Here is a 17,212-nt window from a genome sequence, read left to right as displayed (position 1 = left end):
TATGATATTGGAGTCATTGGATAAGCATGACCAGGAGATGCCTGGAGCTGATGTGACGGGTGCACAAGCGCAAGAGTCGGATGGCGCAGGCGAGAATCAGAGCAATCAGAGCTATCGGAGCAATCAGAGCAATCAGAGTGCGCAGTCTGGTGTGGCCGAGGACGGGCGGACACGTAGGTCCGCCCCTACGGAGGGTGACGGGCGGACACGTAGGTCCGCCCCTACAAATCGTGAGCCATCGGGTGGCGTAGTAAGTGAGCGTGTCGATGGTGTGGGGGCGAATGGGCAGTCGGGTGGTGGTGTGACGGGGGTAGGAGCGGGTGTGAGTGGAGGTGTGCCTGCGGGTGGTGGCGTGCGTGTGCCTCTGATAGGTGCTGGTGGTGCTGGTGCTGGAGCTGGAGCTGGTGGTCAGGAGGTTGTAGGTACTCAGGGTGGTGGGTTGCCGACTAAGAGTATGGGTGTGGTGGACTGGGCTAAGGTGATCGATGGTTATCGTCAGAGTCAGCGGGCGGAGACGCCTGTGGCTGGAGCGCAAGGATCTGAGGCGCAGGGATCTGAGGCGCAAGGATCTGAGGCGCAGGGATCTGAGGTATCAGAGCCATCGGAGCGATCAGAGCCATCGGAAGGCGCAGTGAGTATTGGCGATAGTGTGGGGACGAATGGGCAGTCGGAGGGCGCAGTAACGGAGTCATCGGGTGGCGCAGTGGCGGGGCAGTCGGGAAGCACTAACAGCTCAGGTGAGGGGACGGAGACGCAGGTGGGTGGCGATAGCGGTGCTGGGGCTGGTGCCGAGGCTGGTGGGGGTGTGTCGCTGGAGCCTATGGATGATGTGGAGGTGGCTCGTGAGCGTAAGGCTCGTGCTGTGGAGCGTGTTGTGGAGGGGTTGCGCGATGAGACGTTTTACAATGCTCTGATGCGTGGCGTGGAAGATCCTCGTGAGGTGCAGCGTAAGCGTGAGGCGTATAGGCGTAAGGGTGCTGCGTGGCGGTCTATGGTTAGTTTGGCTGATATGGTGGCTAATGCTATAGATGCTTACGGTGCTGATCGTAATGCTTATACGTTGGAGCGTGGTTTGGGTACTGCTCGGTATGACCAGATGCTGACTCGTGAGTTGTCTCGGCTGGATAGTGAGTATAGGCTTGCTGAGGGATTGGAGCGTGATGCGCTGGGGAAGGTGCAGGGGCGTGAGGATCGTGCCAGGGCTGTGGAGCTTCAGGATGCTCGTGATGATCTTGCGGGCGCAAAGGCTGAGCGAGCTGAGCGTGCTAGGCGTGCTAGGGAGGAAGAGGAGAAGAAGTATCGTGCTGATCGGGATAAGGTTAGGGATGATCATTGGGATAAGGAGTTTAAGGAGCGTCAGGAAGATCGTAAGGCTCGCAGGGCTTTGCAGGCTCGTCGGTTGAATCCTCAGGCACGTGGTGGCGGGTCTGGCAGAGGGGCTGTTCGTGGGGGTCGTGGCGGTAGTCGTGGTGGAGGTCGTAGTGTGTTTTTTGATGTGTGGGGTAAGAATAGCTGGAATCATGAGCTGTTGGTTCCAGAGGGGAATGAGAAGGAGTTTAGGGAGTCGGCGATTAGGTATGGTCGTAGTAATGCTGGTTGGCTGATTAAGAAGAATCCTGTGTATGTGCGGACCTATGCTGCGCAGATGGGTTTGCCTACAGGAGGTGCTAGTACGTCTGATTTGTTGCGTATGGTGCGCAAGGAGGGTAAGATGGATGATCTGTATGCTGGGCTGGCTATGACTAGTCGTGGCTTCTTGCTGTCTCGGTCTGTGTCGTATGGTGATGGTGAGGCTCTGACGCGTGTTATGGAGGAGACGGTGTCACCTGTGCGTGGTGCTGTGGTGCGAGGTATTAGCGATGGTGATCGCAAGCGTATAGCAGGGCTGATGGCTAAGTCGATTGTGGCGGATGCGAATGCGTGTGATGTGTCAGTTGGTGAGATGTATCAGGTGTATGAGTCTGAGATGTATGCTGGTGTGGGTGATAATGCGGTGGGTCGTGTGGATAAGTTTATGGATGAGGTAGCTAGTAGCCTTTAGAAATTAGAGGTTAGATTTTAGAGGTTAGAGATTAGAAGTTAGAAGAGATATGCCAGAGCCAAAGAGTAAGCGAGGTGGTCGTGTGTGGGGTTTGTATCAGCAGGGTGTTCAGGAGCGTGGAAGAGAGGGGGAGATAGGAGATATTTGGGAGATTGAAGAGGGTCGTAGAGAGCGGCGGAAGGCTGAGGAGTCGGAGCGAATAGAGCTATCTGAGCCATCGGGTGGCGCAGTCTTGCGGGGACGGGCGGACGGTGACGGGCGGACACATAGGTCCGCCCCTACGAAGGGGTTGCTTGGGGAAGATGTGGTGCTAAAGCCTGAAGTGGAGCGTGTGCCTCATAGTCCGCTAGATCCTCGTAAGAAGGGGCTGGAGTTGGCTCGTTTGTCGGATACGCCTAGTGGTGTGTGGCTGGGTCGTCCTTGGGGTAGTAGGACGGTTGATGTGCTGTCGGGTAGAGGAGAGGATAAGGGTGCTAAGATGTTACAGACGCTTGGTGGTGGGGACTTTACTTTTGGTGGTAGGGGTCGTGGTATCGGTGGGTCTGAGTGGTCTTATCGTAAGTCTGAGGAGGGTGGAGAGCGAGATGTCTTTGGGGCTCAGATGGATCGTATTGCGAGGGAGACGGCGGGGCAGTATGTGGCGATGACTCGCAAGAAGGCTGCAGCTGGTGGTCGTATGCCTGGCGAGACGGCTCTAGGTAGCGCATTGATAGCGGGTGCTGCTGCAGCTGGTAATCCTATGGCAGTGGGGCTTGGTGTGGCGCGGAATACGGTGGGTGTGACTGCTGATGAGCGTGCCATCTTGGCTACTAAGGATGTGCTGGATAGCTATCAGAAAGATGCTCGTCTTGTGGAGCGTGTTGTGTCTGGCAAGGATGGGTGGCTGAGCCGTATGGGCAAGACGTTTGCGGACGATATGGATGGGGGACTGAAGTTGCTGGACTTCGGTATGGAGGATCTGACGACTTCGCTGGCTATTACTGAAGCTTTGAAGCGGTTTGAGAAGGTGGGTCGTGAGGGGTTGTCACAGGCTGAGCGGAATCTGCTGGATGCGGTGGCGGTGCGCGATACGTATCGGGCGTTTTACGAGGAACAACTGGGGGATAATTGGAGTGGTGCAGGTCGTGTGACTGCGGAGGCGTTGCCTTTCGTTCGCGATATGGTGCTGGGCGGTGGCTTGAGTAGTGCTGCACGAGGTGCTGCAGGAGGTGCAGCTAAGGCGGGTGCTAAGGAAGCTGCAAAGGGAGCTGTGAAGGGAGCTGTGCGTCGGTATCTGGGTGAGTGGCTTAAGAAGGCTCCTGGACAGATAGCTGGTACGCTGATTATTGAGGCGCCCCGTGTGGCAGGAGACGCAGAGGAGCGTATGCATGGTAGGCTTGTAGCTGAGCGTCTTGATGGGGGTGAGCGTGGTGCTTCTGTTGTTTCTAGTGCTTCTGGAGCTTCTGCTGGTCGTCGTGATGACACGGTTGGTTTTGGCGGTCGTCGTGAGGGTGCAGAGCAGAGTCGTGGGGTTGCGTTTGCTAAGGCACTGGGTAGTCAGACGATTGAGGTGGTTAGTGAGACGCTTGGTGAGCCTGTTATGAAGGGCTTGGGCTTGGCAGGTCGTGCTGTGTTTAAGCCGTTGGCGAAGAGTGGTGTGGGTAAGGCTGTGGGTGGAGCTGTGGGAGAGCTAGCTGCTAAGCTGGGTAGTCGTCCGTCGGCTCGTGCTGTGGGACGTTTCTATACGGGCGCAAAGAGGACGCTGGCACCTATGCGAGAGATGACTCGTGTGGGCAATCTTGGTGAGGAGTTTGTGGAGGAGCAGCTTGGAGGCAGTGCTAATGCATTGACGATAGGTGATCAGTCGATGAGCGATGTGTGGAGTTTGTCGGGTATGGAGCAGACGGCTGTGGCGTTGCTACCTATGCAGGTTGCTTTTGGCGGTATAGGTGCTGTGGGGTCTACCGCTCGTTTGGGTCAGGTTAATGGGGCTGTGCGACGCTCTGCTGAGAGTCTACGTGCGCAAGGTGGTGATGTGGATGCTCTTCAAGGACGGTTGCGTGAGTGCTCTTATGTGGAGCTGGAGGATGAATTACTGAGCAGGCATACTAAGCTGGAGGAGGTTGTGTCTCGTCTGAGAGATGAGTCGCTGGGTGTTGAGGAGCGTCTAAGCTTGGAGGGTGAGGCTCGTCGTGTGGGAGCTGAGATATGGTATGTGTCTAACTGGATGTCTCGAGAGATGCTTGTGGGTGCGTCTGAGGCTGAAATAGAGGAGGCTCGTGGTAAGCTGGAGTCTGACTTGGAGTCTCGTAGGCGTGCGGTCTTAGAGGATGAGTGGGCGCATGGTAAGGTGCTGGCGCATCGTGATGATGCGGGTGATGTTGTGGACTATGAGATTGTGGAGGTTACGTATGGTCCTAATGATGCTAAGGGTTACTTGGTGTCAGGAGCTGTGCGTGATGGTAAGGTGTGTCTTGAGGACGGTTCGGGAGGAGCTGTTGTGGTGCGTGGCGCTGATGGGCGTGAGCAGGTTCACTCTGATGATGTGCGTGTAGCTCGTGTGCTGGGTCGTGATGTTGTAGATCAAGGCGTGCAGGCTAAGGTTGTGGCAGATATGGAGGGTCGTATGCAGGCTGTGAGCGGTATGATGGATGCGTACGAGCAAGGTGTCGTGGAGCTGTCACGAGATGATGTGGAGGGCGTGGTGCGTGATGTGATGGGTAGGCTGGGTGTCGAGGTGCCTTGGCGTGTTATGTCTCGTGAGGAGGCAGCGGGTGAGGGTATGGAGCTAGATGGTAGTGAGCGTGCATGGTATGATGAGCGCAGTGGTGAGGTTGTGATCCTCAGTGATGGTGTTAGTCGTAAGAGTGTGGAGCGTTCTGTGCTTCACGAGGTGGTTGGTCATAGGGGTTTGGCTGCGCTTTTTGATAGAGAGGCGCTGTATGATTACTTCGATAGTGTGTGGGAGTCGATGAGTGATCGTGATCGTGAGGAGATAGCAGACTTGTATCCTGGGTTGAGTAGTAGCGACTTGGCGAGTGAGTATATAGCTCATCAGGCAGAGACTTATAGTAATCCAGGTGTTTGGGCTCGTATAGTGTCAGGCTTTAGGCAATTGCTGGACGGCTTGGGGTTGTCGCTCAAGGTGAGTGATGGTGATATCCGTATGATGCTGAGCCGTGGTGTGCGAGCGATGCAGGAGGAGAGAGAATCGGGAGCGCGTGTATCGGATGAATCGGAGCCGTCAGCACCATCTAATCCGTCAGCACCATCTAATCCGTCTGCACCATCTAATCCGTCTGCACCGTCTGAGCCATCTGAGCCGTCAGCACCTTCGGGAGCTGGAGGAGCTGGTGGTGCTAGTGGCTTTAGTAACTCTAGTGGGTCTAGTGGGTCTAGTGGGTCTAGTGATCCTAGTGGTGCTGGTGGTGCTAATGGGGGTAGTGGCTCTAGTGGTGCTAGTGACGAGGGCGGGCGGACACGCAGGTCAGCCCCTACGGAGGACAACCCGTCGGGGAGTGTAGGTGTGGGTAGTCGTATTCGCTGGCGAGATGAGTCTAGTGGTGAGGTACGTGGTGGCGAGGTTGTGGGTGTTGTGGACGCAGACTTGTATATGGTTTTGCCTGATGGGTCTGATAGTCCTGTGTCTGTGGGTAGGGATTTGATTGAGGGTGATGAGCAGTTAGACAAGAAGGAGCCTCTCGATTCTGCCGTACCCGCATTAGGCATTGACCCTGCTACCGAGAGCCAAGAGGATATGACAACGCAGGTTGGATATCCAGGTAGCCCTGCGAGCCTCAGCGGGAACTCTACCGAGAAAGCTCCTTCTCTAAGAGAGAGTTCTGTCAGCGAGGGTGGGCAAGACCTCACACAGACTTCTGAAGAAGCAGCAGCAGCCCTTTCTGCTCTTCCTGACAGCTCTCAAGGCGAGACTACTAGAGGTGAGGACGGGCAACCCCTCATCATGCCCTCAGAATCGACTGACTCGCCTGAGGAGGCTGGAGCCCTTTCCAGCGGTACGTCTAACTCGCCAACAGGAGAGGGTGGATCTGTACCCGTATCGAGAGACGGCCTACCTGCCAAGCCCGGCTCGTCTAGTACTATGACTGAGGACAGGAATACTAACGAGTACTCTTCCACAACATCTCCTTCTAAAGGCAAAGGTAGTAAAAGCGTCGGGAATAAAAAAGCGCGAGGATCGAAGGCGAAAGAGTCTGAGGTGCAAGCGCAACAATCTGAGCGATCGGAGGGCGCAGTGAGTCAAAGAGCCGAGGAGGGAGATATGCTGGCGGGTGATGCCGTGGAGGTTGCGGAGCGTGGTGAAGAGCTTTCTGAGGTGAATGATCGCTTTAACTCAGAGCTGGATAGGCTAACAGAGGATAATGCGAATGGTGTACGCTTGTCGCTGGGTCGTCCTAGTGGAGTTTTGCTGGGGGCAGGAGTGGCAGATAAGGTGTTGGTGCTGTATGGCAACAAGCTGATAAAGAAGGCTCATAAGCATGGGTTTGACGTGCATGACTTACGAGACTTGCCGAGAGCAGTGGCAAATCCTATCGGGGTGTTTGATACGCAGGGCGATGGCTCGAGAGCTATTCTTACGGAGCTACGTTTGGACGATAAGCAAGTTCTTGTTGCTATTCGTATTGGTAGGGGTCCAGATGTGGAATTTAATATCGTATCAAGTGTTTATGGCAAGTCCTCTAGTCGTGTAGTCCATTGGCTTGCAGAGGGCTATGCTAAGTACATAAACAAAGAGAAAGCCCTCAACTATATAAGCTCTCTCGCTCCAATTGCGAGTGCTACATATAATCAAGAGCTTTCTGTAGCTACAAAGGTAGTAAAAGAATTTGAGAATCCCAAAGAATCGGAGGTGTCGAATGATCAAGGGGGAAATGCGTATCTTAGCGAAGCGGATGCATCGGGGAGTGAGACCTCGGATGGTAAATCCTCGGAATCAAAACCAGTAATAGATCAAAATCAAGATGATAGAAGAAGAGAAGATGGCGATGACGCCAGAGAAGGCGGAGCTGATAATGAAGGTTCGCTACCAGAGCAGTCAGGAGGAGACGATGTTGCCTCGGGAGTGTCTACCTTATCTAACGGTGGGGATACTGAAGGTTCTAGCGAAGGAGCCTCGGGAGCCTCTGATGGAGTGGGTACTGGAGGACTTTTGGGCAGTAGCGAAACTGAACAAGGAGGGGATACGACTAGCGGAGTACCCGAACCTGCAACGTCTTCTGACGAAGGGTTACACACGGCGGGACATCGTGGCTCGTCTAGATCAGATAGCGAAGCTGAGCGGGGGGACGATGCTGTCGGCGGCTCAGAACATGAATCTAGATTTGGGCATGGAGGAGTAGGCTGGTCTGCTGGTAAAGAGGATTTAGGGGCGGGTGATGGTTCTAGTGCGACTAGTGATGGTCGTGGCTCTAGATCTGTAGAGGATAATAAGCGTTATAGCAATGCTGAGATAGCAGAGCTAGTCTCGTCTGTTACTGATGTTGTCGATGGGCAGGTTGTCCTGACAGGAGATGTAACAGATGAGCTGAGGCGTGCTGTGTCTGGCTATAGGAGTGGTGGTGTCGCTAAGAGTGGTCGTGGGGTGCTAGATGAGTACTACACGCCTAGGGGTGTGGTCTCTTTTGTGAAGCGTGTTTTAGATGGTTTGCCGGAGATAGGTGATGCCAAACGTCCTGCGTTGATTTTAGAGCCTAGTGTAGGTGTTGGAAATTTCTTGGATGGCATCCCTAAGCTGGCTAATCGCTCAGCGTTGATTCGGGCTTACGAGGTTAATGAGATCTCGGCACGTATAGCTAAGGTGTTGCACCCTGAGGCTAATGTCCGTATAGCACCTTTTGAGTCTCTCTTTATGGACGAGCGAGGCGGTAAGCGTAAGCCTGAGTCTATGGGAGAGTATGACCTGGTGCTTGGTAATCCTCCGTATGGAGATCATCGAGGTAAGTACAGAGGATTGGGTGAGGAGCCTGGGATAGCTAGGTATGAGGATTATTTTGTCAAGCGTTCGTTGGACTTGCTGCGCGAGGGTGGTGTCTTGGCAATGGTTCTTCCTAGTGGTTGGTTAAATCGTCATAAGGTAGAGCGTGGTTGGCGTATTGAGGTGGCGTATAGGTTGCCTAATGGGGTCTTTGCGGGGACTGATGTGGGTACAGATGTTGTTGTCTTGCGTAAGGATTCTAAGTACAAGGGTGAGGGATCTCATAATTACTTTGAGTCTCATCCTGATCATGTGCTAGGTGAGTTGGGTACTCGCAAGAATCGCTATGGTCGTGAGGAGGAGTATGTAGCGTGGAGTGATAAGTCTGAGGTGCTGCAGGAGACGGAGGCGCAGAAATCGGAGCAATCAGAGGGCGCAGTAACTTCTAAGTCTTCGGAGGTGTCGGAGCAATCGGATGCGCAGTCGGGTGGTGAGGTTGCGACAAGTGATAGCGAACAGTCTGTGTCTAATGAATCAGATGTGGACAGGTCGTATGGTAGTGAGTGGTTTAAGGAGAAGAATGGTCACTATCTAGGTTTCTTGGACTATCTGCATAGTCAGGGTAAGAGCGATGAGGAGGTTCATAGAGCTGTTGAAGAGCTGGATAGTTTTCTTGCTCGTGAGGGCCGTCTAGATGACGAACCCCTTGTGGACTATTGGGTGAGGCGCTGGCGTGGTGGTGATGTGAAAGGTGTTCTTCACGATAATGTGGTGCCAGGAGAGATGAGTTTCTCTCCTCGAGGAGCCTCAGGCGTTTATAGGGTTTGGGAGTGGAATGATGGGGATCGCAAGGTGGGTCATCAAGTTACGAAGGCTGAGTATGACTTTGTAGATTACTTAACGGGTCTCAATGATATTGCGAAAAGGAGGGTGAGTGGCGATGTGACACCAGAATCGGATGCGGGTGTGTCTAGTGCCTCTAGTGATACTAGTGGTGCTAGTGCTAGTGACAACACGTCTCGCTTTGACGGGGACGGACGCTCAGACCGAGCGTCCCTACAGGACACGTCTGGTCTTGATGAGGACGGGCGGACACATAGGTCCGCCCCTACAGAGGGTTACACGTCTGAGGAAGGTGGTGTAGCTAAGGGAGAGACTGGTGAGGGAAAGGACGAAGCAAACGCAGTTGAGGAAAAGAGTGGAGTTGAGGAAAAGGATAAGAGTAAGGTAAAGGAAAAGGGGAAGAGAAAGGGGAGTGGGTTGCCGAAGATAAAGCGTGGTCAGATTAAGTACACTCTGTCGAAGGGTGATGAGGTGATCAATGCTAGTGATCAGTTTCTCAAGAGGTTTACCGAGGAGGAGATGTCTGCGTTTGCGGATTGTGACTTGGGAGGTTACTTAGCACATCCCGAGGCGCACCCGTCTGTGGCGTGCTATGTGGGAGATGGTCGGTGGATGCATCGGTTTTACTATTGCTCAGGGAATATCTATGCTAGGCTTGAAAATCTGGAGCTGTTGCATGCATTGGGTCAGATTGAGGAGAACCAGTATTTGGGTCAGAAGGCTTTACTTGAGGCTGTACTACCTTCATATAAGGATTTGGGACATATTTACTTGACGCCGAATGTTGAGTTTGTCAAGTCTCTGATACTACCAGTGAGTGATGAGATGGGTGCTGTGGGTGGTGTGTCTCTTAAGGATCGCTTTTTGGGGTATGTGGAGGAATTACCGTATGATGCGTTTGGTCGTTCTAGCAAGTGGGAGGTTCGATCGTATATTGAGAATAGACCTGTCAGGGGAGGTGATAAGGCGGAGAATGCGGCTGAGCGTCGTCGTCGTAAGGATGTGGGTGATCGTCTGTTCCGAGATTTCTTGGAGCATGAGCTGACTGAGAGTGAGCAGCAGGAGGTGGAGCGTAAGTTCAATCGTGCTTACAATGGTACTTACACTCCTGACTATACTGGTGTGCCTATGTTTAGTCAGATCAATAAGAACTTCCATGGTAAGCCCTTACAGCTGACGAGTGTCCAGCTGGCAGGTGTGGGTCGTATGTCGATGCGGGGTGTTGGCGTTTTGGCGCATGAGGTGGGATTTGGTAAGACGCTGAGTGGTGTGTTGTCAGCTCATGAGGCTATGACGCGAGGACATGCTAAGCGACCGCTTATTGTGTGTCCTAATGATAGTATCTTGGAGCAGTGGGTAGAGACTATTTATGAGGCTTTACCTGAGGCTAAGATTAATGTGTTGGGGAATCTAGGTGCTAGCTATGACTTGACGGACTTTTCTGTTGGTGAGGGTGAGATAACCTTGGTTACGTACGAGGGTCTTAAGCGTATGGGCTTTAAGGATGAGACTTATGATCGTATGGCAGGTGAGTTCACCTATATCCAGGAAGACCTGAAGGATCATCAGTCGAGTGCTCGTGCTAGGGAAAAGAAGAGGGCTCAGGTGGATCGACTGGTGGGACGTATGATGCGTGGAGCTAGGCAGGAGTATAGCTTTGAGGATTTGGGCTTTGACTATATGGTCTTTGACGAGGTTCACAATGCGAATCATATCGTTGGTAAGGTTCGTTTGGATAAGAATGTAGCGTCAGACTTTAGGAGTCAGAGTCAGCGTACGAGTGATTTGGGTATCAAGACGTGGCTAGCTGCTCAGTGGATACAGTCTCAGAATAGTGGTCGTAATGTTGTGTTGCTGAGTGCTACGCCGTTTACGAATAAGCCTTTGGAGTATTACTCTGTGTTGTCACTAGTGGCTAATGATCGTCTGAAGGAGCTAGGGTTCTATCGTGTGGAGCAGTTCTTTGAGACGTTTATGGAGGCAGAGCCAGACTTGGAGATTGGAGCCGATGGTGCTGTGACGGAGCGTATGGCTGTGCGACGCTTTAAGAACAATGCGGTCTTTAATAATCTGCTTCGGGAGTTTGTCGATGTCAAGGGTGTAGAGGATAATCCGAACTTGGTACGTCCCGAGCGTCACGTCAAGGAGTATAAGGTACCGCAGAATGATATGACTCGTGATGCTATGACAGCCCTGAGCGTTATGCTGACAGATGACAAGCAGAAGCTAGCGGGTATAGGTCATGCTCGTTTGATAGCTTTCTCGCCTTATGCGTCTGGTGCGAGTGGTTTCACAGCTAGGAATTACAAGGAGTTTGTCGAGGGTAGTCCTAAGCTCTTAGCGACGATGCGTCTGGTTGCTGAGAGTAAGCGAGGGAATGATAGTTCGGGTCAATTGATCTACTCGGAGCTGGGTATAGAGTATTTTGATTTGCTTCGTGAGTACTTGATACGCGAGGTGGGTTATAAGGAGGATGAGGTTGTTATCTTGAGTGGTAAGACGAGTATCTCTGAGCGTGGACGTATTCAGAAGGGCTTTAATGATGGTCAGATTAAGGTTGTGCTAGGCTCACCTGCTATTAAGGAGGGAGTGAACCTACAGCGTAATGCTACGGATCTGTATATTCTGTCTCTTCCGTGGAACTTTACTCAGTTGATACAGGTGGAGGGTCGCTGCTGGCGTCAGGGCAATCAGTGGCATCATCTGCGTGTGAACTATATGCTTACGGAGGATAGTGCGGATGTCTTTATGCTTCAGAAGTTGCAGACTAAGCAGCGTCTGTATGAGGAGGCTATGCGCGCCGATGCGGATGTAGTTGATGTGGGAGATATCGATGCAGAGGAGCTTAAGATGGACTTGATTCGTGATCCTAAGTCTAGGGCGAGCTTTGCGACGGCCGAGAAGCGTAAGGAGCTACAACATGAGCGCGAGACTCTCGTTGCGGAGCAGTCTGTCTTGTCAGATGCGTTGACGACTTATAATGAGAGTCAGTCTAGGGCTGACTCGATAGAGACGGGTCTTGCGGCTAATATGGGTCGGTATAGCTCTTGGGAGGTATCTAGTCAGAAGAGTCTGATCAAGAAGGAGCGAGAGAAGGCAGAGCGAGCTAAGGCGCGATTGGAGCGTAAGGTGGGTGCTGTGGAGCGTGCAGAGGGTCGTATATCTGATCTGACTAGAGATATAGCAGATGTGGATAAGCGTCTAGAGGGATTGGAGCAGTACTACGATGATTTGGTAGTGTCGTATGCTGAGCAGGAGCAGTCGCGTCAGGCTAATAGGTCTTTTGATGAAGTTGTGGGGGGCTTTGTAGAAGAGCGTAAGCAGGAGAATAGTGGGGACTTCTATACGAAGTTTACAGACGAGGAGCAGAACAAGCGAGTACGTTTTAGGCGAGTAGAGGCTGGCGAAGAGTCCGAGCTAGAGGCTGTGAATGGGCGTAGGTATCGGCGGACAAACAGAATGGAGCGTCTAGAATCAGTCTCAGGGGATAGTAAGTTGCGAGTGTCCTCGCTACCATTGAATAGTAGCGTTGAAGTTGTCCCTATAGCTACTGTTGGTCTTTCGTATGGAGATGCTATGCGGGCTATAGTTGGATTGCCCGATCGAATAGATGAATATGATACTCCTGAAGGAGTCGGTGCCTTAAGGATTAGTAAGAAGACCCGTCGTAAGCTATATAATCAAATAGGGAATGAGCCTCTAGCGTATCGTCAGGCGTATATGGATTTGCTTCCACGCCTGGTGGATGTAGTGAGGTCATCTGTGCTTTTGGAGGAGCATGGAGATCGGGTGAAGAGCCCCGATGGCATTCGCTATGCAGGGAATGAGGGAGATGAGAATATTGATAAGGTGCAGCGATTGTATGGAGCAGTGCGTTATGGCGGTATCTCCTACAGGGTTAAGACGACTGTTCGTGTGTATCGTGACGAAGATGTTGGCAATCGGCTACATAGCTATGATATAAGTGAAATAGAGTTGCTAGCCCCGAAGCCCGCAACATCTCAAGGAGAAATGTCACAGACGCTGACCAACAACTCTATATCACTGGCAAAGTTAATAAAAGGAGTTGAATTATCCTATGAGTCTGGGCGCTTGCTCAGTGAAGCGATGCTATCAATTGAAGGGGGTGACTCTAGTGGCGTGCGGTATAGGCGTGTGGAGGGTGGTGAAGAGTCCGAGCTAGAGGCTGTGAATGATCGCTTTAACTCAGAGCTGGATAGGCTGACAGAGGATAATGCGAATGGTGTACGCTTGTCGCTGGGTCGTCCTAGTGGTGTCTTGCTTGGGGCAGGTGTGGCTGATAAGGCATTGGTGCTGTATGGCAATAAGCTGATAAAGAAGGCTCATAAGCATGGTTTTGATGTGCGAGACTTGCGAGACTTGCCGAGAGCAGTGGCAAATCCTATCGGGGTGTTTGATACGCAGGGCGATGGCTCGAGAGCTATTCTTACGGAGCTACGTTTGGACGATAAGCAAGTTCTTGTTGCTATTCGTATTGGTAGGGGTCCAGATGTGGAATTTAATATCGTATCAAGTGTTTATGGCAAGTCCTCTAGTCGTGTAGTCCATTGGCTTGCAGAGGGCTATGCTAAGTACATAAACAAAGAGAAAGCCCTCAACTATATAAGCTCTCTCGCTCCAATTGCGAGTGCTACATATAATCAAGAGCTTTCTGTAGCTACAAAGGTAGTAAAAGAATTTGAGAATCCCAAAGAATCGGAGCGCGAAAATCAGAGCGATCAGAGCGATCGGAGCCATCAGAGCGATCGGGAGGCGCAGTCTGGAAGTGCAGAGGAGACGGCTAGTGATGTCGTGGAGCGAGGCGTGCGGAAGCGTCGTTATCGTCGTCGTCGAGAGGCTGATGCTGAGCTGATGGGTCGTAAGCTGTCTCCTACGGAGCGAGCTTTTGTGGGACGTATGGAGCGTCTCCGAGAGCGTTATGGTCAGTCTGTGTCTCTAGATGCTGGTGGCGTGATGTGGGGGTTGAGTGGAGTGATGGACAACTCGCTGGTGCAGCGTCGTGAGCGTGTTAAGACAGAATGGGTTGATGCTACTAATCCTATCCGTGTGTATGAGGAGCGTGTGGGTGCGCTCTCAGGTCGTCCTGTGGAGGGGTCACGTAGTGTGTGGATGCGATATAATCAGACGAGTAGTCGAGCTACGAGTAAGATTGAGGAACTGGAGGGTGGTGTGTATCGTGAGCTGGCAAAGAAGCTTAGAGAGGTGTCTCGTCGGCTAGGCTTGACGGGTGAACAGCTGGATGACTATCTCTTTGCTAAGCATGCGCCAGAGCGTAATGCTTATATGCGTCAGCGAGGTGTGGAGCAAAGGTTGGCTAAGCTAGATGCAAAGCATGCGGATGATCCTTTGTGGTTGGATTCAAGTGAGCGACGTAAGGCTGAGGCTAAGTATAAGGCTAAGGAGGCAGAGCTGGAGTATGCTTATGAGACTCAGCTTGGAGAGGATATACCAGAACACTTTGCGGGTCATGAGTTGCTAGACGGTGTGGAGGGTGTTGCGGATTTGGTGGAGCAGTTTGAGGAGGCTATGCGTAGTCGTGGGTTGTCTGTGGAGGAGCTGTGGAAGGCTGTGCGAGCTGTGAATGATGCGATCCTAGTTGTGTGGCGTGATTGTGGTATGATGTCTCAGGAGGCTTATGAGGCTGTGAGTGGTATGTATGAGTGGTATGTGCCTATGCAGGGCTTTGCTGAGGAGTCACGTGGTGACTATGAGTATATGCATGATCATGTGGGGGGCTTTGTGCAACCTATCCAGCGCGCTAAGGGTCGTGTGTCACGTCCTGATAGACCTCTCTTGGCTATGTATCGTAAGATACGTAGTGCAGTGATTGGTGGGTATCACAATGTGGAGAAGCAGGCTTTTTATGGGTTGGTGAGTAACTATCCGAGTGACTACACAAGTTTGGGTCGTCAGTATTATAGTGTGGGTGAGGATGGGCTGTTGACTCCGTTGTATCCTAGTAGCTTTGCGTCGGAGGATGTAGAGGAGTTTGAGGATCGTATGCGAGAGGGTTTGGCAGATGGTACCGTGACGCTGATCCGTGAGCGGGGTGCTCGTGTGGCTTATCTGACAGATGCACGCTCTCTAGGAGAGCATGTTGTGAAGGTTATGATAGGCGGTCGTGAGCATTTGGTGTTTGTGAATGGTCGTCCTGATCTGGCTCAGGCTGTGAATCGCATCAATGTGGGCGAGGATACAGATGTGGAGCGGTTTGCTAAGGGGTTGCTACGAGGTATGGCTCAGAACGTGACTAGTCGTAATCCGAGCTTTATGGTTGTGAATCTGTTGCGAGATGCGCAGATGAGTCTGGCGGTTAACTTCTTGAAGCGAGGGGGTGTGTACACGCGAGCTTATATGCGTAATTACTTGCGTGTGTCTCCACTGATCTTGGGTCGTATATGGGGTAAGGGTCATACGGGTGTTGGCGTGTCTAGAGAGGTGGATGCTTACTGGGATGAGTTTAAGCGGTATGGTGGACAGACGGGTTATGCGCGCTTGCTGAGTGAGCATAAGGCACGTCGGCGTGTGAATAGTCTTTTGGACGCAGGCGGTAAGGCTCGCGCTGTGCGTGTGGGTGAGGATGTGTTGAATCTCTTTGCTCGTCCGAATGAGATGATCGAGAGCTGGGGACGCTTTGCGACGTATGTGACGAGTCGTGAGATGGGTCGTAGCGTTACGGAGTCTATCAGTGATGCTAAGGAGGTGAGTGTGAACTTCAATCGTAAGGGTGCGGGGCGCAGTGGTTTGTATCGGTTGATAGGTGCTTGTCAGATGTTTTTCAATGCGGGTGTGCAGGGTATGAACTTGGCTTATGGTGTGGCCGTGGAGAATCCGTGGGGCAGTAGTGCTGTTGTGGCTAGTCTTATGGTGCTGGGGTATGCTGTAGCAGCGCTACAGGATGGGGATGATGATCATGGCGATGTGTATCGGGCTATCAATCCAGCGGTGCGTAAGAGTAATATGTGCTTTGTGGTGGATAAGGATAGCTATGTGAAGGTGCCACTAGCGATAGAGATGCGTGCGTTCTATGGTATGGGTCAAGAGCTGTATGGTCTGGTGAGTGGTAAGAAGGATGCTGTGGAGGCTGTGCTGGGTAGTATGGATAGTATGGGCGAGATTGTTGCGTACAACCCGACTAATGGTGCTAGTCCTCTGGCTGGTATGGTGGCGGGTCAGCGTCGTGGTGAGTCGGTGGGTAGCAGTCTGTATCGTGGTGGTCGTGGTTTTGTACCTGCACAGATTCAGGCTATTACGGATTTGCTGGCTAATCAGAATTTCTATGGTGGGGCGTTGCGCTGGGAGAGTCGTTATGTGGATAAGTCGTTGCCGTTGTATAAGCGCTTGCCTAAGCATACGCCTGAGTGGCAGGTATCGGTGAGCAAGTGGATCAATGGTATCGGTCAGGATAAGTATGTGTCGGAGTGGCGTCATGGTGTGTTGTCTCCGCTGAGTGACCCACTTGTGTATAGCTATCTGTGTAGTCAGTATTTCGGAGGTATAGTACAGATGCTGGATCAGGTGGATAGGGCAGTGGCAGCTGAGGGGGTACGTGGTGCTGTGAGTGCTAGTCCCGTGACGAATAGGTTCTATCGCTATGATGATAGTTTGCGAGGTCGTGGTATCGAGGAGCGATTCTGGGAGTTGCGCCGAGAGGTGGAGTCTCGTAGTAAGGTGCAGCGTGGTATGCGTGAGTCTCTCGAGGGTGCTAGGAGTATGCGTGAGTATGATGCTCGTAGTCGGTCTATTGTGGAGTATGGCAAGGGAGTGGACTATGAGATGCTGGAGGGGTGGTTTAAGGATTTTGATAAGCTGTATAAGGAGTATAAGAGTCATCGAGGTATGCTGACAGATGAGGAGGATAGGGCTTGGCGTGGTGAGCTGCAGCAGGTGGAGGCAGAGATGTATAGTGAGATAAAGGGGTATATGATGGAGGTTAGAGATTAGAGGTTAGAGGTTAGAGATTAGAGGTTAGAGGGATTCGGAGGTATCGGAGGTATCGGAGGGCGCAGTGGGGTGTGGACGAGGGCGGGCGGACACATAGGTCCGCCCCTACAGAGGGGTAGACGTGGGGCTGTACTACAACGGACGCTCAGATCGAGCGTCCCTACAGGACTCGGTCACGGCTCTAACCTCTAATCTCTAATCTCTAGGGGCTAATATATGGTTATCTTTGTGAAGTGAGAGATATGGATCGTCGCAGGGGGGATTTGCGTAGGAGTTTCGATCGGGTGGTTCGTCGCTTGGGGAGCGATGTGGCTAGTCGTATGAGTCGTGAGGCGTTGCTTGGAGAGGTGATGCTAGAGTCTGCTCCGTGTCTTTATCTTTCTGTGGATAGGGGCGTGGAGATCGTGCGTGGGTATCTGCGGGGTGGTGTGGAGTATTTGGATAGCTTT

At 52.3% G+C, this 17,212-nt stretch carries 2 protein-coding genes; both read left to right on the top strand.

Features of this window, described 5'->3' with window-relative positions; translation table 11 throughout:
- Position 1: 1 nt before the first annotated feature.
- Positions 2-2,041, top strand: a complete 2,040-nt coding sequence (locus Q2J34_RS09455) for a hypothetical protein (RefSeq protein WP_300970084.1) — start codon at positions 2-4, stop codon at positions 2,039-2,041.
- A 49-nt stretch (positions 2,042-2,090) separates the two neighbouring features.
- Positions 2,091-16,763 carry a MuF-C-terminal domain-containing protein gene (locus Q2J34_RS09450; protein WP_300970083.1) on the top strand — a complete coding sequence of 4,891 codons (14,673 nt, stop codon included), beginning with the start codon at positions 2,091-2,093 and terminating at the stop codon, positions 16,761-16,763.
- The last annotated feature ends 449 nt before the right edge of the window (positions 16,764-17,212 follow it).

Origin of the sequence: Porphyromonas vaginalis (genome assembly GCF_958301595.1) — a bacterium.
GTDB classification, from domain to species: Bacteria; Bacteroidota; Bacteroidia; order Bacteroidales; family Porphyromonadaceae; genus Porphyromonas; species Porphyromonas vaginalis.
This window is presented reverse-complemented; position numbering and strand designations above follow the sequence as displayed.

What these genes read in the sequence shown, in the direction of transcription:
- Q2J34_RS09455 (WP_300970084.1), top strand. Translation starts at nt 2, where the DNA reads ATGATATTGGAGTCATTGGATAAGCATGACCAGGAGATGCCTGGAGCT.
- Q2J34_RS09450 (WP_300970083.1), top strand. Translation starts at nt 2,091, where the DNA reads ATGCCAGAGCCAAAGAGTAAGCGAGGTGGTCGTGTGTGGGGTTTGTAT.